23 protein-coding genes are annotated in these 22,835 nt (G+C 69.9%); 22 read left to right on the top strand and 1 reads right to left on the bottom strand.

All coding sequences use genetic code 11. The features are described 5' to 3' along the window. Positions 1–3 precede the first annotated feature (3 nt). From AB1460_RS28225 to AB1460_RS28165, 13 genes are all read left to right on the top strand, one after another. Positions 4–816 (top strand): SAM-dependent methyltransferase, encoded by an 813-nt coding sequence (locus AB1460_RS28225; RefSeq protein WP_420497394.1) that lies wholly within the window; start codon positions 4–6, stop codon positions 814–816. After that, positions 813–2,030: a hypothetical protein gene (locus tag AB1460_RS28220; RefSeq protein WP_368965138.1), complete on the top strand. Its 1,218-nt coding sequence runs from the start codon at positions 813–815 to the stop codon at positions 2,028–2,030. Before AB1460_RS28225 ends, AB1460_RS28220 begins: the two co-directional genes overlap by 4 nt. Before the next feature lie 137 nt (positions 2,031–2,167). Next, positions 2,168–2,527: a hypothetical protein gene (locus tag AB1460_RS28215; protein ID WP_368965137.1), complete on the top strand. Its 360-nt coding sequence runs from the start codon at positions 2,168–2,170 to the stop codon at positions 2,525–2,527. After that, complete coding sequence (locus AB1460_RS28210) at positions 2,524–3,186, top strand: ATP-binding protein (RefSeq protein WP_368965136.1); 663 nt, start codon at positions 2,524–2,526, stop codon at positions 3,184–3,186. The genes AB1460_RS28215 and AB1460_RS28210 overlap by 4 nt, the downstream gene beginning before the upstream one ends. 17 nt (positions 3,187–3,203) lie before the next feature. Further along, entirely contained in the window at positions 3,204–3,560 is a 357-nt protein-coding gene (locus AB1460_RS28205; RefSeq protein ID WP_368965135.1) for a DUF6907 domain-containing protein, read from the top strand. A gap of 252 nt (positions 3,561–3,812) precedes the next feature. Beyond that, the gene (locus AB1460_RS28200; RefSeq protein ID WP_368965134.1) at positions 3,813–4,067 is read left to right on the top strand and encodes a hypothetical protein; all 255 of its coding nucleotides are present in this window, start codon (positions 3,813–3,815) and stop codon (positions 4,065–4,067) included. 486 nt (positions 4,068–4,553) lie between these two features. Next, positions 4,554–4,727 carry an FxLD family lanthipeptide gene (locus AB1460_RS28195; protein ID WP_368965133.1) on the top strand — a complete coding sequence of 58 codons (174 nt, stop codon included), beginning with the start codon at positions 4,554–4,556 and terminating at the stop codon, positions 4,725–4,727. A gap of 251 nt (positions 4,728–4,978) precedes the next feature. Continuing rightward, a complete protein-coding gene (locus AB1460_RS28190; RefSeq protein WP_368965132.1) occupies positions 4,979–7,945 on the top strand; it encodes a lantibiotic dehydratase in 2,967 nt (988 codons plus the stop codon). Next, entirely contained in the window at positions 7,942–9,216 is a 1,275-nt protein-coding gene (locus AB1460_RS28185) for a lanthionine synthetase C family protein (RefSeq protein WP_368965131.1), read from the top strand. The genes AB1460_RS28190 and AB1460_RS28185 overlap by 4 nt, the downstream gene beginning before the upstream one ends. A gap of 42 nt (positions 9,217–9,258) precedes the next feature. After that, the gene (fxlM, locus tag AB1460_RS28180) at positions 9,259–11,349 is read left to right on the top strand and encodes a methyltransferase, FxLD system (RefSeq protein ID WP_368965130.1); all 2,091 of its coding nucleotides are present in this window, start codon (positions 9,259–9,261) and stop codon (positions 11,347–11,349) included. A gap of 2 nt (positions 11,350–11,351) precedes the next feature. Next, positions 11,352–12,464, top strand: coding sequence for a hypothetical protein (locus tag AB1460_RS28175; RefSeq protein WP_368965129.1), 1,113 nt, complete (start codon positions 11,352–11,354; stop codon positions 12,462–12,464). Between the two features lie 85 nt (positions 12,465–12,549). After that, complete coding sequence (locus AB1460_RS28170) at positions 12,550–14,250, top strand: hypothetical protein (protein ID WP_368965128.1); 1,701 nt, start codon at positions 12,550–12,552, stop codon at positions 14,248–14,250. Continuing rightward, positions 14,240–14,752, top strand: coding sequence for a hypothetical protein (locus tag AB1460_RS28165; protein ID WP_368965127.1), 513 nt, complete (start codon positions 14,240–14,242; stop codon positions 14,750–14,752). Before AB1460_RS28170 ends, AB1460_RS28165 begins: the two co-directional genes overlap by 11 nt. Before the next feature lie 67 nt (positions 14,753–14,819). Here AB1460_RS28165 and AB1460_RS28160 read toward each other — a convergent pair whose 3' ends face one another. After that, a complete protein-coding gene (locus AB1460_RS28160) occupies positions 14,820–15,029 on the bottom strand; it encodes a hypothetical protein (protein ID WP_368965126.1) in 210 nt (69 codons plus the stop codon). 586 nt (positions 15,030–15,615) lie between these two features. Between AB1460_RS28160 and AB1460_RS28155 the strand changes: the two genes are divergently transcribed. From AB1460_RS28155 to AB1460_RS28115, 9 genes are all read left to right on the top strand, one after another. Beyond that, complete coding sequence (locus AB1460_RS28155; RefSeq protein ID WP_368965125.1) at positions 15,616–16,137, top strand: hypothetical protein; 522 nt, start codon at positions 15,616–15,618, stop codon at positions 16,135–16,137. Positions 16,138–16,454: 317 nt separating this feature from the next. Continuing rightward, positions 16,455–17,495 (top strand): radical SAM protein, encoded by a 1,041-nt coding sequence (locus AB1460_RS28150; protein ID WP_368965124.1) that lies wholly within the window; start codon positions 16,455–16,457, stop codon positions 17,493–17,495. Next, complete coding sequence (locus AB1460_RS28145) at positions 17,488–18,276, top strand: hypothetical protein (RefSeq protein WP_368965123.1); 789 nt, start codon at positions 17,488–17,490, stop codon at positions 18,274–18,276. The genes AB1460_RS28150 and AB1460_RS28145 overlap by 8 nt, the downstream gene beginning before the upstream one ends. After that, the gene (locus AB1460_RS28140) at positions 18,276–18,890 is read left to right on the top strand and encodes an AAA family ATPase (protein ID WP_368965122.1); all 615 of its coding nucleotides are present in this window, start codon (positions 18,276–18,278) and stop codon (positions 18,888–18,890) included. The genes AB1460_RS28145 and AB1460_RS28140 overlap by 1 nt, the downstream gene beginning before the upstream one ends. Before the next feature lie 35 nt (positions 18,891–18,925). Further along, entirely contained in the window at positions 18,926–19,369 is a 444-nt protein-coding gene (locus AB1460_RS28135; protein WP_368965121.1) for an NUDIX hydrolase, read from the top strand. Between the two features lie 169 nt (positions 19,370–19,538). After that, a complete protein-coding gene (locus AB1460_RS28130; RefSeq protein ID WP_368965120.1) occupies positions 19,539–20,570 on the top strand; it encodes a Gfo/Idh/MocA family protein in 1,032 nt (343 codons plus the stop codon). After that, positions 20,567–21,682: a DegT/DnrJ/EryC1/StrS family aminotransferase gene (locus tag AB1460_RS28125; protein ID WP_368965119.1), complete on the top strand. Its 1,116-nt coding sequence runs from the start codon at positions 20,567–20,569 to the stop codon at positions 21,680–21,682. Before AB1460_RS28130 ends, AB1460_RS28125 begins: the two co-directional genes overlap by 4 nt. After that, entirely contained in the window at positions 21,679–22,278 is a 600-nt protein-coding gene (locus AB1460_RS28120) for an NUDIX domain-containing protein (protein ID WP_368965118.1), read from the top strand. The genes AB1460_RS28125 and AB1460_RS28120 overlap by 4 nt, the downstream gene beginning before the upstream one ends. Beyond that, complete coding sequence (locus tag AB1460_RS28115; RefSeq protein WP_368965117.1) at positions 22,275–22,772, top strand: PIG-L deacetylase family protein; 498 nt, start codon at positions 22,275–22,277, stop codon at positions 22,770–22,772. The genes AB1460_RS28120 and AB1460_RS28115 overlap by 4 nt, the downstream gene beginning before the upstream one ends. Positions 22,773–22,835: the final 63 nt, after the last annotated feature.

The raw sequence follows: 22,835 nt of genomic DNA, 5'->3' as shown, positions 1-22,835 counted from the left end.
GTCGTGAGGGGGGCGGAGGGCGTCGCCGCTGCGGGGGCGGCCGAGGGGCCGAACGTGGCGCGGGTCTACGACTTCTTCCTCGGTGGCGCGCACAACTTCCCGGCCGACCGGGAGGTGGCGGCGCAGGTCGAGCGGACGTGGCCGCAGATCCGCGATACCGCCCGGGTCAACCGGCTGTTCCTGGGTGAGGCGGTGCGGTACCTCGCTGGCGAGGTCGGTATCCGGCATTTCCTCGACATCGGGTCGGGTATGCCGACGATGGGCAACGTCCACGAGGTCGCCCAGCAGCTGGCCCCGGACGCCCAGGTCGTCTATGTGGACAGCGACCCGGTCGCGGTCGCGCACAGCCAGATTCTGCTCGCGCCCAACCCGCTGGCTACGGCGGTGGAGGCGGATCTGCTGCGGCCGGACGAGATCCTGGAGCATCCGGAGGTGTCCAGGCTGCTGGACCTGGGGCAGCCGGTCGCGTTGCTCCTGGTCGCGGTCCTGCACTTCTTCCCCGACGACACCGGCCCGCGGCATCTGGTCGCCCAGCTGCGCGACGCTCTGCCCGCGGGCAGTCATCTGGTCGTGACCCACGCCACCGGCGACGGGCAGTCCCCGCAGGTCACGGAGGCGGCCGAGGTGTACCGGCGCACGACCGCGCCGTTCCAGCTGCGCGACCGTACCGAGGTGCTGTCGTTCTTCGACGACTGCGATCTGGTCGACCCCGGTCTGGTCCTGCTCCCGGGCTGGGAGCGCGCCCGGGAGCGAGGCCGGTCGACGCCGGTGGAGGGTCGTCTGCCGGTCTACGCCGGTGTCGGCCGCGTCCGGTGAGCCCGCCCTCGGCCTGCTCGACGTGCTGGCGAGACGGCGACGTCCGCGATCTGCTGTCCCACGCCGACGCGTGGATCGTCGCCGCGACCGCTCAGCTGTGGCCGCACACCGAGGTGACATTCGGAGCGATGACCACGGCGGGCGGGGCGCTATATCGCCAGGTCCGCGCCGGCGGCGGGGTGACACTGTGCGCGACGGTCCGCCCGGCAGGCCAGGCGCTGTCACGCCTCGTCCGGGGCGACCACGGCGATCTCGCTACCGTCCTCGCCGACGGCGACAGTGTCGCGGTGACCGCGATGGCCGGCCAGGCTGAGCAGCTCACGGCGCTGGCGGGTTACACCCGCCTGCGGGTGGCGGCCCCGAGCGCCTGTGCGAAGGGGGTGATGTTCACCCCCTGGGTCGACGGCGCCACCCTGGCCACCCGGCTCCGGGCCCGGCCGATGGAGTTCACCGGGGTGATGACGGCGCTGATGGACAACCTGAGCGACCTGCACCGCGATCCACCCGCGCACCTGAACCAGGCCGCGGCGCCCGCCAACGCCGTGCCTCGGGTCGTCGCCGAAGCCTTGAGCCACCCGGTGGACCACCTCCACGCCGACGACACGACGGCAGGCGAGATCGGGGAGCTTCGGGCGCTCGCGGGCAGCCTGTCGGCGAGGCTCGGCCGGTTGGCCGCCCAGCTGGACCCGATGGTCCTCAGCCACAGCGGCATCGCGTTCGGGAACCTCAGCCCACGCGGCACGCTGTATCCCGACGGGTCGCCGCGGGCGGCGCTGGTGTCCCCCGCGCTCGAACCCGGCGGGAACCTCGTGGACACCGGAACACTGCTCGGCCATCTGCACCCGCTGATCCTCGGCTGCCGGCCGTCGGTCCGGGCGGAACTCGTCGAAGGTGTCGAGGCGTGGCTGTCCGGCCGGCTGGCCGCCTGCCGGGACCAGTGGCGGGGCTGGCTGCATGTCGTCCTGACCATCTGGGCGGCCACCGTCTACAACCAGATGATCACCGAGCTGACGCTGCCGGCAGCCGCCCTCCGGCTCGACCCGGCCGTGGCTGACCTGCCTGCCCGGCCACTGTCGGCGCTGTCCGTCCTCGACGCGCTCACCCGAGAACTGCGCCGCCGCGGCGCTGGTGCGGCGCTGAACGCCACCCTCGGCGCCCTCGCCGACAGCACGGCCAGCCAGCCAGCACAGCAGCTCGACCCCGCCGATCACTGATCTTTCACCCGTTCGCGGACCGAAGGTGCACGTCCATGGCTATCAGCCTGAGCCGGCCACCCATCGGCCGATCACACCCTGCCCATCCTGCGCCGCCTGCCTCCGTCCCCGCCTCTCCGCCCGGTCAGGTCGTCGCTGTGCGCGGCCGATCCACCGACTCGCTGATCACTCTCGGTCGGAAGACGACCGCCCACACGCCCGAGCGTGCGTTCGAGCTGCTGTGCGGCAGCGCGGTGCACCTCCTCGACCGGCATGTTCAACGGAACGGAGTGTGCGAGGCGTGCGGATGCGCGTGGCCGTGCCGCGTCGTGATGCTCGCCGAGAACAACCTCACGCTCGTGCACGACACCACCCCCGCCCCGCCCACCCCTGCCAGCGCCGGCCACACAGCCGCAACACCACGGGCCGCGGCCAGCCGCATCTCGTCCCACCCACCCGCGCCCCTCGACCCGAGGGCGAGAACAGCCCAGATCTCCGCCCTCGGGAGAACCGCATGACCACCGCCGTACCCGAACCGGCCGTTCACCTGCTACCGCATCGCGTCTGGTACTACCCGACCAGACCCCAGTCCGCCAGCGCCGCCCGCCGCGACGTCACCGGGCAACTCCACCAGTGGGGCCTTGGCCATGTGATCGACACGATCACCCTGGTCACCTCGGAACTGGTCACCAACGCGCTCGCCGCGAGCCAGCGCGGCGACGACGACCTGACGTCCCAGATCGCGATGCGTCTGACCTACAGCGACAACCATGTGATCGTCGAGGTCTGGGACGGAGGACCGGGCCACCCGACCCGCCAGACCACCGACCCCGGTGCCGAGAACGGCCGCGGCCTGCATCTGATCACCGCCCTGACCCCGCGCACCGGCTACTACCAGGCCCGGGTCCGCACCCCCGACGGCGACTACCAGAGGAAGGGCAAGGTCGTCTGGGCCGCCCTGCCCCACAACACCCCACCCCCTCAGCACATCCTGACCACCCCGACCGACGACCTACCACGACGTGAACGCTTCGCCACCCACGCCGAGACCACGCCCGCCGCGGACGTCTTCGACCTCGACCTGCTGCACCGGGTCCGCGACGGCCTGCGCAACCTCGACAGCCACCCAGCGCACACCACATCCACCGGCTCCGGCTGTCACGCCCCGCCCACCTAATTCGAAAGGGAAATGCCATGCCTGACCCTGCCAGCCGCTCCTGCCCGTCGTGGTGCGAGCAGCCCGCCGGCCACCTCCACGTCGAACCCGCAGGCCCTGGCGACTACCACGTCTCCGAGTTCACCGTGATCGACCTGCCCGGCATCCCCGGGGTCCGTGACCAGACCGCGATCCAAGTCGCGATCGAGCAGTACGTGACGGCGACGACCACCTACCAGCCGATGATCTCCCTCGGCGCCGGCGCAGAAGACCCCGACAGCGAAGCCTTCACCCTCGACGAAGCCGACGCCCTCGCCGCGACCCTCACCCGCGCGGTCACCGCCGCCCGCAACGCCCAGCAATACCAGCCCTCGAAAGATGATGACCGCGCGTAACGCTCCTCACGGGTAGCCCTGATGGACCCGTGGGGCTCTTCCGGAGGCCAGGCGCGGCCAAGGCTGCGCGGACAGGCGGCGGGACGCGTCTTGTCGTGGTCGAGCCCTCAGCGGACTGCTCCGTGACGGCGGACCTCCGGCCTCCTCCGGCGATCATCACCACTGCAGACCTACGACCCCGAAACGGCCCGCATGCCACCTCGCCACCACACCGTCCCGCCCGCGCTCCGCCCCATCGTTCTGCTCGCCAGAATGCGCGAAACGCTCCCGCCAGCGCAGCTGACGGGCCTACTCGCGGCCTTCGCCCCGCCGACCGACCCGACCGCCCCAGAGTGGACCGACCTGTGCTCGGCTCTGGACGCCTACGACCAGGCGGCAGAGCTCGGCCGGAGCACCGAGGAGGCCCGCAAGGAGGTCGACACCGCCGCCATGATCTTCCACCTGCGCTACGACAGCGATGACCCCCAACCGGGCAGCGACCTCCACGAGCATCAAGCAGCCCGATAGACCCCTGCACACCGCGCCAACCACCACGAAACCGCACTCCCGCTACCTGACGGCGACGACGAGCACATGGACGCCCGCACGCGCCGCTGCCGCGCGCGAACTGATGCAGCGCCAGGCGCCGAGTGGCAAAGGCGATCGAGCGGGGCTCCGCGCCGCCGACGTCCACCAGGCATCCCACGGACCCTCCGCAGCGAGATGCCGTGGGGACCCAGTCGGACTCCTGAAGAGTCAGGCGACCGCGGGCCGCGATGCGGCTGGGAAGTCGACGAAGAGATGGCCGCCGTCGCCGGCTATCTCGACGAAGAGGTGCACCCGGTCGGTGCTATTTCCGCAGGTCAGTGACCATGTCGAGCCGGAAACGAAAGGTTCGTCTGGTGGGGAATGACCGGCGCCTCGCCAGCGGGCATCGTTACAGCGCTCTGTCCGGCCCTCTCACCTCCGTGTTCCGACCATTCGTAACGCCAGATCAACTGAAAGGGGTTTCCGATGACACTCAGCACGATGGCTCTGCCAGCCCCCGCGGCTCCCGGCCAGGGAGGAGGCGACCTGTTCGACCTGGACGTCTCCCTGTTGGAGGTGGCGGACCCGGCCGGGCTGGTCAACGTGACGGACGACAACTGCACCAGCACGTGTGGGGCCTGCGTCACGGGCGCGGTGTAACCGCCACCGGCCCGTAGTAAGTGCCGCCGGCGGGAGGACATCCCGCCGGCGGCACGCACCGAGTCATCCGTTTCGTCGCGTAGAGGGAGGTGCGAGTGCCGTCGGCTAGCAGTCCGGGGTTCCGATCCGCCGAGTTGGCGCTCCTTCGAGCTGCCCGCTGGTCAGAGGTCGAGCTGCCGCCGTGGCCGGATCTGACGGAATCCTCACCCGCGGCCGTCGCGGCATGGGTGGACTGGCTTCGCCGAATCTGGATGTTCGGGGGCATCGCTGAGGCTCTTGATCATGCCAGTCCGGTTCTGGCGCGTCAGGTTCGCGTCTTGAGCGAGGCTGAGACGCCCGCTGTTCGTGAGACCCGGCGCGCCGTGCTGTCCACCGCACGCTACCTGCTGCGGCTGGAGGGCCGTCCTACACCTTTCGGTTTACTGGCGGGAGTAGCCCCCGCCTCCTTCAGCGCCGACGCCCGGTTGATCTGGGGAGACCAGGACCGGGCGGTGGTCCGTGCGGGAGCGGAGTGGCTGGCCGAAGTCGTTACTCGGCTGGAGCAGTGCTCCGAGCTTCTGGCCCGGCTACCAGTGATCAGTAACAGCACGGTCATGGTGCGCGGGGACAGGCTGATCGTGCCGTACCAGGCGCAGTCCCGGGAGCGTGGAACGGGTGCGGTGGAGGTTTCGCTGCGTTACACCGCCGCTGTGCGGGCGACGGTGCAGGCTGCCCGATCGCCGGTCCCGTTCGGGGAGCTGAGCGCGAAGCTTCTGGCGGAGTTCCCCGGCGCGCCTGCCGCGAAGGTCGCCGCAATGCTCTCGGAGCTGCTCCACTGCGGTGCGCTGATCACAAGTCTTCACGCGCCCAGCACGCAGACCGACGCCTTAGAGCAGGTGCTCGCCCGGTTGGATGCCGTCGAGGCCACCGCTGTGGGCCCGGTTGCCGGTCTGGTCACGGCGCTTCGCGAGATCCACTCCCGCATAGAGGATCACAACCACGGTGTGATGGCCGATGCCCGGCCGATCCGCGCCGAGCTGACCACACGGATGCAGAGCATCGCCCCCACCCGGCGGAATCCGTTGGCTGTGGATGTGCGGCTGGACGGCCGGGTTGAGCTTTCCCGCGAGGTCGCCCGGGAGGTTGAACGCGCCGCGCTGGCGCTGACCCGACTCAGTGCCCATCCCGGTGGCACGCCTGCCTGGCGGGACTATCACCAGCGGTTCTACGAGCGGTTCGGTGTCGGGTCGCTGGTGCCGCTGCTGGACGTCGTCGCCGACAGCGGGATCGGCTGGCCGGACGGCTATCCGGGCACGGTGACTCCCGCGCGGCGCCTGGCACTGTCGACCCGGGATGAGGTGCTGCTGGCTCTGGCTCAAGGCGCGGTGCTCGACGGGCAGGACGAGATCGTCATCGACGACGATCTGATCGAGCGGGCCGCGTTGGACTCCGGGCCTCTGCGACCCCCGCCGCATCTGGAGCTGGCTGTCCGCGTCGGCGCCGCGGACCAGGACGCGCTGCGACGGGGTGCCTTTCGCCTGGAAGTCACGACGGTCTCTCGCGGCGCGGGCGTACTGACGGGCCGGTTTCTGTCCGTCCTCGCGCCCGAGGACCGGCGAGGGTTCGCCGCCGAGTTGGCAGCGGTTCCCCGTGGGGACCGGGACACGGTCACCGCGCAGTTGTCCTTCCCGCCGTTGGACCCGGCTACCGCGCATGTCACGCGGTCTCCCCAGGTCCACTCGATCCTGATCACGCTAGGGGAACATCGCGTGCCCGACGGGCAGCTTCTGACCGTCGAGGATCTCGCGGTGGGCTGCGACGGCCGCCGGCTATACCTGGCCGCACCCGCCCAGGGAATCAGGCTGGAGGCGTTCGGGGGCCACGCGCTGAATCTGCCGACGCATACGCCGCCGCTCGCGCGGTTCCTAACTGAGCTCAGCCGAGCCAACTACGCCCAGGTAACAGCGTTCGATTGGGGTGCCGCCGCGCGGCTGCCGTTCCTTCCCCGGGTTCGGCTGGGCCGCACAATCCTCGCGCCCGCCCGCTGGACAGTGACGGCGGCCGAGCTGCCCCCGCGGGCGGAACCGTGGAGGACCTGGGACAACGCCTTCGCCTCGTGGCGAGCACGGCGGCGCCTGCCCCGGCGGGTTCGGCTAAGCGAAGGAGACCGGCTGCTACCCCTCGACCTGGATCAGGCCGGACACCGGCTGCTGCTGCGCACCCACCTACACATCACACCGCGGGCGCTGCTCACCGAAGGACCCGATCCCGCTGAAGCAGGCTGGTGCGGCGGGCGAGCCCACGAAGTCGTGGTCCCGCTGTCCGCCACCGCACCGCCGCCGTGGCCGCGGCTGCCGAAGCCCACCCAGGAGCGGATCATTCGCCGTGGCCACGGGAACGCACCCGCCGCGTCCACGGTCCTGCTGGCGAGCCTGTACGGAGATCTCGACCGGCAGAACACGATCCTCACCGACTACCTACCCGACCTGCTCGCACGCCTTAGCGAGGAGCCGGCGCTCCACCCGGGTCCGGCCTGGTGGTACGTGCGCTATCGCGACCCCGACCAGCACCTGCGGCTGCGCATCGCCCTGCCCGACCCCGCCGTGTTTGGCGACGCAGCGCGGATCCTCAGCGGCTGGGCGGACACTGTGCACCGCGACGGGGTGCTGCGGGAGCTGCGCTACCCCGTCTCCTACCCGGAGACCGGCCGGTGGGGCTCCGGCGCAGCCTGGACAGCGGCCCAGGCGGTGTTCGGCGCGGACTCGCGGGCGCTTCTCACACAGCTCGCTCTCCCACACCGCCCGACCTGGCAGGCACTCGTCGCCGCCCACACAGTGGCGATCGCGCAGGCGTTCACCGGCAGTACCGCGGCGGCCATGCGCTGGCTGATCGACCACATTCCCCCCGTCGCGCCCGCTCGGATTCCCCGCGTGGTGTTCACCGAAGCGGTGCGGCTCGCCGACCCGCGCGACGACTGGGCTGCGCTGCGCGCGGTATCGGGCGGCGCCGTCATCGCCGATGCCTGGGTGGCCCGCGGTCACGCTTTGGCCGATTACCGCGCGTGCTTTCCCGGCCCGGACACCCAGGGCGTCAGCGTCGATGACGTCCTCAGCTCCCTGATTCATGTCCATTACGTCCGCGCCCATCGCATCGACTTCGACGACGAGGCTGTCGCCATGCACCTGGCCCGCGCCGCGGCCCTCGCTTGGACCGCCCGTACCCGCGAGGGCACCCGGTGACCGAGCCACACCCCGCCCTCGCGCTCGCCGCGGCGGTGGCCGACCAGCTGGCGGACCCGCAGCGTGTCTCCGGCACGTGGGAAGGTCAGCGTTGGTGGCGCCAGTCGTTGGCGCACGGCGCGCCGGGCATCGCGCTGTTGCACATCGAGCGCGCCGCCGCCGGTCTCGCGTCCTGGCAACGCGCCCACGACTGGCTCGCCTACGCGGCGCACGGGAAACTAACCACCGGGTCCGACAGCCATCTGTACTACGGCGCGCCCGCGCTCGCCCACGCGCTTACCTGCGGCGCCGCCGGCCAGCCCGGCGCCTACCAACGTGCCCTGGACCGTCTCGACCGCACCATCGCCGCCGACACCCACCAGCGCGTCGCCGCCGCCAACGCCCGTATCGACGCGGGTCGGCTCCCACGACTGGCCGAGTTCGACGTGATCCGCGGGATCACGGGCCTCGGCGCTTACCTGCTGCGCCGCGACGCGGCCGGCGAAACCACCCGGGCCGTTCTGGACTATCTGGTCCGGCTCACCGACGACATGACAATCGACGGGCAGGCCCTACCCGGCTGGTGGACCGACCTTGGGCCCACCGGCCGCGCTGACGACCGGTTTCCCGGTGGCCATGGCAACAACGGGCTCGCCCACGGCATCGCCGGTCCACTGGCCCTGCTCGCACTCGCCACCCTTCGCGGCATCACGGTGCCCGGTCACCACAATGCGATCGGCCGGATCTGCGCCTGGCTCGACCGATGGCGCACCGACACCGACACGGGCGTTTCCTGGCCCTACTGGCTCGACCGCGCCCACCACGCCACCGGACACCCGGACCGCGTCGGCGCGGCGCATCTCGGCTGGTGCTATGGCACCGCCGGACTGGCCCGCGCCCAGTACCTCGCCGCTCTCGCCACCGGCGACACCGGCCGCCGCGACCTGGCGGAGAACGCGCTGATCCACGCGCTGTCCGAGCCGGCCCATAGCAGCACGACCGACATCACCCTGTGCCACGGGCGCGCCGGACTCGCTCACATCGCCGCAGCCACGGCAGCGGATGTCAGCCCGCCGGCCGCAGATCAGCTGCGCAGCCTGACCTCCCGACTCCTCGACACCGTTCAACCCGCGGCCACCGATCCCGACGCCCTCGCACGCCAACTACTCGCCCACAGCGCAGACAGCCCAGGCCTGCTCGAAGGCGCCGCCGGCGTCGCCCTAGCCGTCATCACCCCCAGCACCACTGCCAAGCCCCGCTCCGGCTGGGACTCCTGCCTGCTCATCGCATGACCGCCCCGCCGACCGCTCGCCCTGCCCGGGAGGACACCCACTGTGACGGCCACTGCCGGCTGGCGCCAGTACAACATCGACTTCACCGACCGTCTCACGGCCGGCTTCGTCGCCGCCCAGGAGCTGTACCCAGCTCTGGCTGCGGCGCAGGACGCCGGCGAGCTGCACGGCTGGTGGTACCTGCGCAAACAGCCATGGAAGCTGCGCTACCGCTCCGACTACCCGGATGGCACAACCATCGCTGACCTTCTGGACAGCGTGACCGGCGACGGCCGTATCCGCGGCTGGACCCAGGGCATCTACGAACCCGAAACGACGGCGTTCGGCGGCGAGCAGGCGATGGATATCGCCCACCACCTCTTCCACGCCGACAGCCGGCACCTGCTCGCCCGCGCCGCGCAACCTACCCCGCCGGCCCTCGGTCAGCGCGAGATCACGGTCCTGCTGTGCAGCGCCCTGCTCCGCGCCGCTGAGCTGGACATCTACGAACAGGGAGACGTCTGGGCCAAGGTCGCCGACCTGCGCCCCGCCCCTTTCCGGCCAACCGAGTCGGAACGGGCCGCCCAGCTGGTACAGGCCATGCACCGTCTCATGACCATCGAGATCCTCTCCCACAACCGCCGCACCGCCGGCCCGCTGCGCGACTACGAGACGTGGATCGCCGCCTTCGAAGACGCGGGCCAGCAGCTGGCGCAGCTGGCCCGAGCCGGACAGCTTCAGCGTGGGCTACGCGCCGTCCTCGCTCATCACATTGTCTTCCACGCGAACAGGGCTGGGCTGACCACCGTCGACCAGGCCGTGCTCGCCTCGCTGGCCCGAGACGTCGTCTTCACCGCCACGCACGGCGGCGCTGACGTCCCCACGAAGATCCCCACCACCACTACGCTCAACGAGGTGACTACGATTAGTGACAGTTCTGCGGTTTCGGCCGATCAACTGCGCGAGGAGCTCACGGACCGCCTGGTCCAGCACGACGTGATCCAGACCGCCGCCGTCGAAGCCGCGTTCCGCAAGGTCCCGCGGCATCTGTTCCTGCCCGAGGTACCGGTGGAGCGTGCCTACGCCAACGACGCGGTCTACACCAAGCACGACGCGGCGGGGGTGTCCATCAGCGCGGCGTCCCAGCCCGGGACCGTGGCCATGATGCTCCGCCAGCTCGACACCCACCTCGGCGAGAGGATCTTGGAGATCGGGGCGGGCACCGGCTACAACGCGGCGCTCATCGACGCGATCGTCGGCGAGACCGGCCAGGTGACCACCATCGACGTCGATCTCGACCTCGTCGAAGGCGCCCGCGCCCACCTCGCCGCCGCCGGCATCACCGGCGTCGAGGTTCTCCTCGGCGACGGCGCCCTTGGCCACCCGGCCGGCGGCCCCTACGACCGGATCATCGCGACCGTCAGCGCCTTCGAGACACCCACTACCTGGCTGGACCAACTCGCCCCCGACGGCCGGCTCATCCTGCCGCTGCGGCTACGCGGAACGAACTCCCGCAGCATCGTCTTCCACCGCGCCGCCAACGGCTGGCACAGCCTCGACAGCCAGCAGACCGTCTTCATGCCGCTACGCGGACTCGGCGATGACGCCCGCCGCATCGTCCCTCTCACCGCCGAGAAGGACGTGACTTTGCAGGTCCACAAGGACCAGAACGTCGACGGTCCCGGCCTGGCCGGCGTGCTGGACACCGAGCACTACGAGGAGTGGACCGGGGTCTTCTTCCCACCGGAGGTCTCCCTGGAGTGGATGGACCTGTGGCTGTGCCTCACCCTCGACAACGCCCTCATGCGGATGAACGTCGACTCCCGCGCCGTCGACCGGGGCCAGGTCACTCCGATGTACCCGTGGGGGTCGATGGCCACCACCCGCGACGCCGATCTGGCCTACCTCGTCATCCGCGCCGCCCCGCCAACCCCTGACGGCGGACGGCTGTTCGAGGTCGGTGTCCGCGGCCATGGGCCTACCGGCGCCCACCTGGCGCGGCAGGTCGCCGAGGAGATCCGCACCTGGGACAAGATCTACCGTGCTCGCACGGTCCGCTTCGAGATCCCCGACACACCACCAGAAGCCGACTCCGCCGCCGGCCGGTTCGTCCTCGACCGCCCGACGCACCCCATCACCGTCATCTGGGAGTAGCCGTGGACCCCGCGGGCGCCACAGCGCGCCGCTTCCCCCTGGTGCCCCGCCCGCGGCCCACATGCTCCCCGCTCGATGCCCGTGTCGGCGAGCTGTGCGCTCTCGCCGACACGGCGCAGCGAACCGGCGATCGGGCCACCGCCTCCGCCGTGTTCAACCAGGCTGCTCTGCTCGCCTCGGACGTCGGCCTGCCCGACCTCGCACGCGCCTGGTGTCACCGCCACGTCGAACTTCACCTGGGCAGGCAAGCCTTGACCGCCCAGGCCGCGCGCTACGCCCTCGAACCCCTCGTCAACCTCGCACGCCTTCACATTCGCGCTGGCGCCGGTGACGCCGCCGCGCGGCTCCTCGACAGCCTCTACCAGGCCGTCAGCACGCACCACGACGTCATCCTGGACGACGTCGTGGTGCCTACCGCCAGGCTCCCCGCGACCGTCGACGACCACGCGAAGCTCTGCCAATGGCTCTGGACTGTGCTGCTCGCCGACGGCGTCCGCGCTCGTACAACCGCCGGTCGCTGGGACGATGCCCTCGCCTTCCTCCGCCGCCATAAGGGGATCGGTCAGCGCATGTTCGACGGCCGCCAAGTCGCCATCGTCGCGAGCGCCATCGCCGGCAACTGGGCGGACGCCCACGCACTCCTCAACGCCACAGCCTGCACCGAACCCTGGGAAACAGCGGTGAGCGCTTGCCTCACGGTGCTGTGTCGACCCGCTGAAGATGTAGCCGCCCCGGCTGCTGCCACTGCGATGCTTGACCATTGCGGCCGGCTCGATCACAGCACCTTGCCCGTGGCTTTCCGCGTCCGCGTCTGCCTCGCAGCTCTCGACGCCGCCCGTCATGTCCACGACGTCGATCCGCGACCGTTGACCCGCTCGATGATCCACCAGGTGCTGGAGGCCGGGGACGGCTACGCCGCACGAGACCTGTTACAGGCACCGTCTGCCCGCGGATACCTCGATGCGTGTCAGGCCCGCGACCTTACCGGCCTGGTGAACACCTGCGGCCTGGAGAGCGGCGCCATCCCTGCACACCTCCGTGCCGATCTGTCCACCGCGCTGGACACCAGCACAGCAGTGCTCGCGGGCACGGTCGCCGTACCGCTCGGCCCGTGACATACCGATCACTGCGAGAATCGTCTGCGTCGCGGGCACCTGGAAGATCGACCAGTCGGGTCCGGAGAAGATAGAGGGTGTTGTCATGACGAGGGCGAGCCAGCGATTGGAGCAGGACGAACTGCGGACGCGGATGCGCGCAGTCGGCATGTCCCACGACGAGATCGCGGTCGAGTTCGCCCGCCGCTACAAGTTGCGGCCCCGCGCCGCCCATCGCCATGCCCGCGGCTGGACCCAGACGCAGGCCGCGAACCACATCAATGCCCACGCCGCCCACGCCGGCCTGGACTCGGACGGCGCTGCCCCCATGACCGGCCCGAAGTTGTCGGAGCTGGAGAACTGGCCGTTGCCGAGCAACCGCCGCCGGCCCACCCCCCAGCTCCTCGCGCTGCTCGCCGAGGTCTACGGCACCAGCATCCACGGTTTGATCGACCTTGACGACCGCGAGCATTTCGGTCCCGCCGACCTGCTCCTCATCGACAAGACGTCGAGAACCGCACAGCCGCAGCCGGTAGAACTGTCGGGACAGACGAGGCGCCAGAGCGACAGAACCGATGCCGGCGCCATGGTGGAGCCCACCGCCGCCCGGGGAACTCGATCGCTGGTGAAACTGTCCACGAGCCCCATCGGCCGCCTTTCCGAGGAAACGACAGGTCTCATGAGGTGGGAAACGGTACCGACGACAGAGGCGGTGGATAAGATCGCCAGAGATGATCTCTCCCTTGATCGCCGCGAGGCGGCTCTCGCAATGGCGGACGTGATCGTCGGCGCTGCTCTTCTTGAGGGGGCGGAGCGCTGGCTGAATGTCGTCGAGCCGCCCGCCGGGCAGCGTCGCGCCGCTGGCGTCGGCGATGAGGAGATCGAGCAGATTGAGCTGGCCGCGCGAACCTTCCGGGCCTGGGACAACCAGTTCGGCGGTGGCCTTCGACGGAAAGCAGTCGTGGGTCAGCTCGCTGAGATCGCGGATGAGCTTCGCGACTTCTCGCATCCGCAGAATCTGACCCGGCGGCTGCACGGTGTTATGGCCGATCTTGCTGAGACCGCCGCGACGATGTCCTGGGACTCGGGGCAGGGAGGGATAGCGCAGCGCTACTATCTGCTCGCTCTTCGATCAGCCAAGGCGGCTAACGATCCCGTGTTCTGCGCGAACATCCTCGCTGGCATGGCGCGGCAGCAGTTCTATCTCGGCCGGACGACCGAAGGACTTGAGCTCGTCCGACTCGCGCAGGACGTCGCCGGCGCTCGGGCAACCCCGGCGGTGCGTGCGATGCTGTTCACGCGCGAGGCATGGGCCTACGCCCAGCAAGGTCGGCTCTCCGCCTTCCGACGTGCGACAGGCCGGGCGCAGGACGCCTTCCGCGACGTCGACCCGGCCGTTGAACCGCACTGGATCTCTTACTTCGACCAGGCGGAACTGGCCGGCGTGACTGGAGGTCGTCTCCTCGACATCGCGCACCAGGCGCCCGAGTATGCCGACGAGGCAGCCACCTGGTTGAGCCAGGCCGTCCGGGCTCGGGGCATCGGCAGCGTCCGCAGTACCGCTCTTGATCAGCTTGGGCACGCCGAGATCAGACTGGTACAGGGCGAGTTCGACGAGGCGGCACGGTTGGGTCACGCCGCCGTGACAACTGTCGAGCAGACCCGGTCCAGCCGCGTCCGAGTGAAACTAGGCCAGTTCTATCGGCACGCCGAGACCAGAACATCCGCCCGCCCCATCGCCGAGCTGTGCGGGAGGATCAAACCCATGCTTCGTGCCGAAGACACGGCGGCCGTATATGAGACGTGAGGAAGGTCAGGACTTGACCCGCATCGGTGTCACCGGCCACATGGACCTCACCCCCGCGACCGTCCCCCTCGTCCGGGCCGCTCTCACCGCGGCTCTCATGCCGTACGCGCCAGACCTGACCGGCGTCAGCTGCATCGCGGCCGGCTCCGACAGCATCTTCGCCGACGTCGTCCTGGAAATCGGCGGCACACTCGAAGTGATCATCCCTGCCGCCGACTACCGCGCGAGGAAGGTCAAATCCGACCACGCATCTCTGTTCGACGACCTGGTCCGCCGGGCTGCCACCGTGCGGGTCCTGCCGCACGAGGTCTCCGATCGGGCAGCGTACGAGGCCGCGAACGAGGCGCTCCTCGACACCGTCGATCTGCTCATGGCGGTCTGGGACGGCCAGGCTGCCGCGGACCGGGGCGGCACAGCCGCCGTCGTCGCTCGTGCCCAGGCGAACGAACGCGCCGTCCAGGTCATCTGGCCAACCGGGGCAGCGCGACAGCGAAAACTGTAATCCTGGCTTTACTCGGACAAGCGGACCAGAGCCGAGCACGGCGAAGACCTCAGCTGACTTCGTCTGATCAGCCACTGGTGACGTGCGGGCAGACCCCGCGTTGCTCGTAGCCTCCGGGAACATCGGCGCCGATCGCGGCCCAGAACGGCTGGGAGGAACGGAAATGGCCGCCCAGGGTGTGCCAGGACAGGCCGGGATACTCGGCCCGCAGGGCGGCGAGGCCGGCGCTGGCCAACCCGCACCGAAGGTAATGCTCCAGGGTGTAAGGCTGTTCCACTCAGCCCAGCCGGCAGCGGCGGCAGACCTGGTAGTCGACGGCGAACACCTGCTGGCCGTGTAGGTTCGCTGCCCGCTCACGCCAGCCGGATCGTTCACCCAAGACAGTGTCCTGCCAGAGCGCGTCGACCCGATGGACGCGCGGCCAGCTGGCACGGTGGCCGAACCGTCCGCGGCTGAGTCAGCGGACAGCATCGCGCCAGGGCTCCCGTCCGGACACGCGGCCGACTACGCGAGCCTGAGCGGCCCGATGTCGGGCGGCCTCGCGGTCGCCGGTCATGCGCCCTATCCGACCATAGGGCGGGCACCCCTTCAGGTCCCTCCGCCAAGATTGCTGTAGCAGGGCGAGAAGAGTGGTCGACGGTCGTAGATCGCTTGCCTTACCGTGAATCATGCGTTGGCGGCGAAGGACCAAGCCCGAGCACCATGGTCCCTCCGCCGGTGAGGAGACCCGCCCGCCGGGCGCCACGGGGGAACAGCATGCTGAGGCGATCCGGGACGTGTTGCGCGCCGCAGGGTGTGTCGAACGCGGAGAGCGGCGCGGCGGGTTCATCGTCGAATCCCAGGAGAGGCACGAGGCGCTTCGCGTGCGTTGCGTCACCGACGACGACGTTCTCGACCGTCCTTTCGAGGAGCAGCGTTACCGGCATGTTCTGGCCGCCGCCGGGTTCGGTGTGGTGATCGGTGTCGAGGACGGCGGCGGGCTGTGGGTCTGGCCGGTCGGAGTTCGACCGGTAGTGCCCCGGCCGTCGCCGCGGGAGTTGGCCGAGGGCTGGCTGCGCACCCTGACGATCACTGGCGAACCAGGCATCACGCCCGCGCGGGCGATGGAGCTGATCGCGCAGGTCAACCAGCCGCGCACACTCGGGGTGCGGATGCGTACCCCGTTGCCCTTGGATGACGTGCAGATCCTGGAGGACACACTGGCCTGGCACGCCGAGGTGCGTACCCGTGAGGTTGGGCTGCATCTGCTGCTGGAGGGCCTGCTGATCGGCTGGCTGGCCGACGCGACCGGACAGGAGCGTGCCGCGATCGTGCAACGCCTGGCCTTGGCGGTCGAGAACATGCTGCCTTCGGATGCCGGCTCCTCAGCTGGTTTAAACGGGTAAGCGGGGCCGGAACACGTGCGAAGGCGGGGCCGTCTCCCGCTGTCGTAATCACGGCGGGACCGCGGCGCGTGTCTGGCCCGAGCGGAGTCAGCCGAACGAATCAGCGGGTTCGAGCCGAAGAAATACGCCCCGCCACTGCCATCGCCGCAGGTCAGCGGCACTGTACGGACCCGAAGCGGATGTTCGTTTCCCGGGGAATGACGGGTGTGCGGTCGGTTGGGAAGCTGAGGACGTTCAGCGTCGGCGCGTCAGCTTGCCGTCACGATGACGGTGGTCGGCTGGCTCGGTCGTCGAGGCCCTACATCGGGGAGGACCTGATGATCGCCACTTCTCCGTCCCCGCCGGCTGCGGATATTGCGACGAGGCCCGACCGCCATGAGATCTGCACACGGGCGGACGAGCCTGTCGTCTTCACCGACGGGCACCATTTCCGGCTGAGGGCTCCGATGGATCTGGACGCGGTCGCCGCTGAGGCCGCAGGCCCGCTGTCGGTGATTCTTCAGGTCACGAAGAAATGCAATTTCGACTGCTCGTTCTGCTCCGAGACGCTCCAAGAACCGGACCCTACACTGGGAGCGCTGGAGCGGATGCGGGACAACCTGGCCGGGGTGCCCCGGGTGTTCCTGTCTGGCGGCGAGCCGTTGCTGCGCCGGGACTTCGTCGACATCGTCGACATGTTCGCGGGGACCGTGATCGGCGTGCCGACCAACGCGACCCGCGGCCTCCAGCAGGCCGCACGCCTCTCCGGCAAGATCGCGTTCGTCAACGTCGGACTGGAAGGTCCGCGGGCGACGACAAACCGCGTCCGCGGCAACTACGACGCCGTGATGGCCGGGGTGCGGGCGTTCCAGGACGCGGGGCTCCCGTTGTCGCTGTCGGCAGTGGTCTACCGCTCGACAATGGCCGCGCTGCCGTTCACCTACCAGATCGCCGATCTGCTGGACGCCGGGAAACTCAAGCTGATCATGCCGTTGAAGAAGGGGAACGCGCTCGACCTCGCCGACCACGAGTTCCTCGGCCTGAAGGAGGCCACAGCGACGTTCGACCGACTGGCCGAGTTGCGGACGGTGCACGACTGGCGGCCAGCGCTACGGCTGACGGCGTGGACCCCGGACACCGAAGGCCACATGATCGTTATCGGGCCGTCGGGGCAGGCCAGTGCCTGGCCGGTCTACGACGCCCCCGACCTACTCGAACCGCTAGGGAACCTGCTCGACGAACCGATCGGCGCGATCTGGGCGCGGTACCGGTTCGGGCGTAACCACTACGCCAAATACCTGGGGCGGTCGATCCGCACCCTCACCCGCGCCGAACAAACGCCGGCCGAGCGTCCTGTGCTGCGGATCAGTCATGCGTGAGGCGACGAACCTGGGCTGGGCCGACACGCCGTTCGGCGCCGAGCGGCGGCCGTTCGCCGAACGCACCCCGCTGTTGGCCGCGTTCACCGTCCTAAGCCACGCCGCGACGCCGGGCGCCATGGGGGCGGTGTACCTGCGGCTACCGCGGGGCCACACCTTGACGGTGACCGAGGCGACATTGCGGTTCGGCTTCCACGCCGTCGCGGCCGAGGAGCCGGCGGAGGGTCCAACTGTTGCTGCCAGGCTCGATGCTCTGCTGGTGCAGGCCCGGCGCCGGGCGGCGATCCTCGCCGGCCACCGGTTTGCCGACGACCTGGCGAGGCTCGCCGCTGCCAGCGAATCCACGCGGGGAATCACCGCTCTCGCCGCCGCCTGGCCGGGTCCGACCACGCAGCCCGGTCTCGCCCGCCTTCATGACACGGCGCACGGCCCCACACCGGCCGCGTTGCACGAGGTGTGCGTCGCCGTCCACCTCCACGGCCTGCCCCCCGACCCGGACTCGACCGCCGTTCCTGCCCCGGCAGCCCACATGACTTCCGCGGGTACCCCGCAAATCCTTCAGCGGGTCCTCGTTCGCGCCCTGGGGATCGCGCTCGTCGCGGCGCGCAACGCCGGCTGCTACCAGTGGGACCAGCTCGATCTCGACGCCGTCGTCGAGGTCGCCGCCTGGGATCAGACGGCAGCGACTCCTATGACGACTCCCTCGGCGCAGCCCTCGTCTCGCCACGCGGTACGGGCTAGCCGCGGCGACCAGATGTCGGCCGCGGAAGGAGCCCGCTGATGCTGCGCAACTGCCGCGTCGTCGCCGTCGAGGGCACCCACGCCTCCGGGAAGACCACCCTCACCCACGCCCTCGCCGCCTACTACCGAGAACGCGGGGTGCACGTCGCCTGCGTCCCCGAGCCGGCGCGCAACAGCCCGTTCATCGAGGAGATCGTCGTGCACGGCGTCGGCGAGTTCGATCTGGAGACCGAGGTCGACCTCTTCGCGGCCCAGCTATCCAGCCTGCTGCGCACCGCACGCCAACACACCATGGTCATCGCGGACAAGACGATCGCGAACGTCCTCGCCTACGCCTGGCTCGTCCTACCCGGCGGCCCGGAAGGACCCCACGTCCCCGTGCTGCACGCCATGGAGACGTTCTGCCGGGCCTTGGCACCCGTCTACGACGCAGTGTTCTACTGCACCGACAAGTTCGACCAGCACCAGATCGGCGACCCCTACCGCTCCAAAGTCCTCGACATTCAACCCGCCGCCGACCGGGTCGTCCGCAGCATCTGCGCAACGGTCGGACAGCAGATCTTCGACATCCCGCCGAACATGTCCACGAGCGCACGGGTCAGCTGGATTGCCGAGCAGCTGACCCTCCTTGGGCTCGACCCGACCAGCCGCTGACCACCTCAGCGCACCCTGGGGAGCGCACTGCCACCATGCCGTACCGCAGCATCATCGACGCCATGCTCCTGCTCGTCCGAAATGACATGGTTCTGCTTGCTTTGCGGACTGGTACCGGTTTCGCGGATAACTGGTGGAATGTTCCGTCGGGCAAGCTGGAGGAAGGAGAGGACGTCGCCACCGCTGTGTGTCGTGAGGCCCGCGAGGAGGTCGGCCTTGACATCGATCCTGCGTCGCTGATCCTTGCTTCGACGGTGCATTTCCGGAACGCTCTCGGGGAAGGGCGCCTCGGCCTGTTCTTCCGGCCGGAAAACTGGCAGGGTGAACCTGTCAACGCCGAGCCACATAAGTGCGCCGAGATCCGCTGGTTCCCCCTCGACAGCATTCCACGCAACACTTATCCTTATACCCGCGTGGGCGTGGACCTTTACCGGAGTCGGGGAAATTTCGCGGCGTCCGGATGGCAGGCTGGAAGTTAAGAATGGTTCCCACCCTTCGGGCTAGGAAAATTTAGCTTCTCATCGCCGCAGGCGCCAAAGTCGAAAATGACCGCGCTCTGTCTCCTTCATTACAGCCGTCGCCTGTGCCTGCACATTTTCCCTTGTCGACCTACGTCGTGTTTCCTCGAATTGAGAAGGATGAGCATTTATGCCCCTGGTGCAGACAGAACGTGCCGGTCGTTCGTCGGATGCGGACCGGTCGGAGGTGAGGGTCGCGGTCGTCGGGGCCGGTGAGCAGGCCGTCTCGCACCTGCTTCCTGCGTTGTTGCCTCTTGACGGTGTCCGGCTGAGCGCCTTGGTCGATGCGGATGACACCGTCGTCGACCGGGTCGGGGACCGGTTCGGAGTGCCGTACCGGTTCAGGTCCGTCGAGGCGTTGTTCGGTGAGGTCGCCGTGGACGCCGTGGTCGCGGCCTGCCCGCCGCAGGCGCACGAGGAGATCGCCCAGGCAGCGGTCGAGCGCGGTGTTCCGGTGTTCCTGGAGAAGCCGCCCGCGGTCTCCACCGAGCGTCTTGGGCAGCTTGTGGAGGCGGCCGAAGCACGGGGGGTGACGACGGGTGTCGGGATGAACATGCGTTACGCCGGTCCCTACCTGCGGATTCGCGAGCTGTTGGCACGGCCGGAGGTCGGCGTACCGGTGTCGGTGACGGTTCGGCATGTGGCCAGCAAGCCCCGGGGGTCGCTGTGGGGCCTGCCGCCGTTGCGCAGTTTCCTGCTCGCGCAGGCGATCCATCCGGTCGACCTGCTGTTGAACCTGACCGGCCCGGCGACGGAGGTGGAGACCGTGTGCCTGCACAACGGGACGGACACCCTGATCTCGGTGCAGACCCAGTCCGCGTCGGGGGCGGTGGGCAACGTGCTGACAGGGACATACGCGCCGCGGTTCGAAAGCCGGGTGGAGATCCTCACCGATGCCGGTATCGGGATCACGTTGACGGGGCTGGCGAAGCTCACGGTGACGGGGCTGCCGGCCGCGGACGCGGCGGGTGGGTCGCGCGGCTGGTCCCAGCAGTGGCGTCCCAGCCCATTGGACACCGGCTTCGAACGGACCGGTTTCCAGCACGAGCTGCGCGCGTTCCTGACCGCCGCGGCGTCGGGGGCGCCATTCGCGCCGGGGCTGGCCGACCTGTTGCCGACCTTCGAGCTGCTTGACCTGGTGGAGCGGAGGGCAGCCGCGTGACCCCGAGAACGGTCGACACCGCGCATCCCCTGCTCGACGAGACGGATACGGCGGAGGTCCTGGCGGCGCTGTCGAGCGGAGACCTGTCCGGCACGGCACCGGTCGTCGCCGCCTACGAGAAGGCCCTTGCGGACACGTTCGGCGTGCACCGGGCGGTGGCGTGCTCGTCGGGGACCGCCGCGGTCCACCTAGCGTTGTTGGCCCACGGCATCGGCGCCGGGGACGAGGTGATCGTGCCGGCGACCGCGCCGGTGATGACCGCGATGCCGGTCCTGGCCGTGGGCGCCTGTCCGATCTTCGCCGACGTCACTGACAGCGCGTCATTCGCGTTGAGCCTGTCGGACGTCCGGGGCCGCCTCACCTCCCGCACACGGGCGATCGTCTCGGTAGCGATGTGGGGCTACCCGGCCGACGGCGAGGCGCTGGCGGCGCTGTGCACCCGGCGCGGCCTCACCTTGATCGAGGACGCCGCGCAGGCGCACGGTACCCGGACCGGCGGTCGGCTTGTGGGGACCCGCGGACGTATCGGTACTTTCAGCACCCACCTACGCAAGCTCGTCACCACCGGCGAGGGCGGGTTCCTGCTCACCGACGACGAGCACACCGCGGACCGGCTGATCGCGCTCCGCAACGCTGGGAAGGCCGCCACGGGCGGGCAGTTCGGCCGCGGCTTCGGCCTGAACTTCAAGCTGCCGGCGATGTCGGCAGCTCTCGGGCTGCGCCAGCTCGCCCGGCTCGATCAGCGGGTGACGGCGCGGCGGGCCATCCGGGACCGGCTGGCCGCCACGCTGGCGTCGGTGGACGGGGTGACGCCGTTCCCGGTCCGCGACGGCACCCCGAACGGATACGCCACGCTCCTGCTCACCGACGACTCCCACCTGGCGGTCGTCCTCGCCGAGGCGCTGGCCCAGGCCGGGTTCGTCTCCGACCCGCGCCGCTACGGCTACCGGCCGCTCTACGACTACGACGCGTTCGCCGACGTCCCCGCCGACGCCTGCCCAAACGCCGCGGAGCTGTGTTCCCGGCTGGTCAGCCTGCCCTGCCACGAAGGTGTGACCCCGGCCGACGAGCAGCGCATGATCGACATCGCGCGTCAGGTGGTCGGAGCATGACGGGGCTGACAGGAGTACGTCACGCGACGGCCAGCGTGTTCCTCCTTCGCCGGCCCGCAGCCGGCGGGCCCTGGGCACTCGGCCTGATCCGTCATCCCCGCTTCGAGCGGTGGATGTTGCCCGGTGGCCATGTCGAGCAGGCTGAGAACGCCACCCAGGCCGCGCTGCGTGAACTCGCCGAGGAAACCGGCCACACCGCGCCGCTGGCTGCCCCGCCGCATCGCCTCCCCACACCGTGGGGGTTCGGCGCGGACGGGGAAGCGGTCATGGCGATGCCGTGGTGGATCGTGGAAGAACCCGTCCCGGCCGACCGGCATCCCGCCCCCCACATCCATGTCGATCATCTCTACGTCTGCGTCGCCAACGTGGACACGCCGGACAGCTGCGAGGAGGGCCGGCCTGCGCTTCGGTGGTTCCTCGCCGAGGATCTCGGCGGGCTGGACATGTTCGACGGCACCCGCCGGCTCGCCGGCGACCTCCTGACCCGGGCCGCAGGCGGCCAACTGGACGTGGCCGGTGACACCGTTCCCGGGCAGGGAAGCCGTCGTGGGCGCACGCGCCGGTTCTGGACGCCGCTCGGGCGGGTGACGCGATGAGCCGGGTCCTGGTGGTCGCGCCACATCCCGACGACGAGGTGCTCGGCTGTGGCGGCAGCATCGCGCTGCACTGCCGGGCTGGACGCACTGTCGGTGTGCTCTATCTGACCTCCGGGGAGCACGCGAGCCCGACCGTGCCTCCGGAGGAGCTCGGGCCGATCCGGGAGACCGAAGCTGTCGCCGCGACCGCCGTCCTGGGTGTGCCCGCGGACGCACTGACCTGGCTGCGGTTCCCCGACGGCGGGCTGGACAGTCGCGACCCCGGCCAGCTCGGTGCCGTCATGGCGGTCCTGCGCCGGTTCCGGCCCACGCTGCTCTACCTACCGCATCCCGGCGACGGGTCGTTCGACCACCGGGAAGCCGCCGCGCTGTGTCTGCGGGCGGCGGGGATGGCGGGCAGCGCGAACTTTCCCGAGTGGGGCGGGCGGCCTGTCGCAGCCTCCGGAAAACTGACCCCCTGGGGGGCCGCGAAAGTTGACCCCCTGCTGAGGTAGGAGGGGTGCTGAAGGTGGAGGACTGGGCGGAGATCCGCCGGTTGCATCGGGCTGAGGGTGTAC

Origin of the sequence: Parafrankia sp. FMc2, from assembly GCF_041008525.1 — a bacterium.
Taxonomy (GTDB): domain Bacteria; phylum Actinomycetota; class Actinomycetes; order Frankiales; family Frankiaceae; genus Parafrankia.
This window is presented reverse-complemented; position numbering and strand designations above follow the sequence as displayed.

Coding starts and splice junctions, on each gene's coding strand:
- AB1460_RS28195 (WP_368965133.1), top strand. CDS start 4,554: ATGACACTCAGCACGATGGCTCTGCCAGCCCCCGCGGCTCCCGGCCAG.
- AB1460_RS28165 (WP_368965127.1), top strand. CDS start 14,240: ATGAGACGTGAGGAAGGTCAGGACTTGACCCGCATCGGTGTCACCGGC.
- AB1460_RS28210 (WP_368965136.1), top strand. CDS start 2,524: ATGACCACCGCCGTACCCGAACCGGCCGTTCACCTGCTACCGCATCGC.
- AB1460_RS28150 (WP_368965124.1), top strand. CDS start 16,455: ATGATCGCCACTTCTCCGTCCCCGCCGGCTGCGGATATTGCGACGAGG.
- AB1460_RS28115 (WP_368965117.1), top strand. CDS start 22,275: ATGAGCCGGGTCCTGGTGGTCGCGCCACATCCCGACGACGAGGTGCTC.
- AB1460_RS28170 (WP_368965128.1), top strand. CDS start 12,550: ATGACGAGGGCGAGCCAGCGATTGGAGCAGGACGAACTGCGGACGCGG.
- AB1460_RS28145 (WP_368965123.1), top strand. CDS start 17,488: ATGCGTGAGGCGACGAACCTGGGCTGGGCCGACACGCCGTTCGGCGCC.
- AB1460_RS28200 (WP_368965134.1), top strand. CDS start 3,813: ATGCGCGAAACGCTCCCGCCAGCGCAGCTGACGGGCCTACTCGCGGCC.
- AB1460_RS28140 (WP_368965122.1), top strand. CDS start 18,276: ATGCTGCGCAACTGCCGCGTCGTCGCCGTCGAGGGCACCCACGCCTCC.
- AB1460_RS28120 (WP_368965118.1), top strand. CDS start 21,679: ATGACGGGGCTGACAGGAGTACGTCACGCGACGGCCAGCGTGTTCCTC.
- AB1460_RS28135 (WP_368965121.1), top strand. CDS start 18,926: ATGCCGTACCGCAGCATCATCGACGCCATGCTCCTGCTCGTCCGAAAT.
- AB1460_RS28130 (WP_368965120.1), top strand. CDS start 19,539: ATGCCCCTGGTGCAGACAGAACGTGCCGGTCGTTCGTCGGATGCGGAC.
- AB1460_RS28190 (WP_368965132.1), top strand. CDS start 4,979: ATGTTCGGGGGCATCGCTGAGGCTCTTGATCATGCCAGTCCGGTTCTG.
- AB1460_RS28205 (WP_368965135.1), top strand. CDS start 3,204: ATGCCTGACCCTGCCAGCCGCTCCTGCCCGTCGTGGTGCGAGCAGCCC.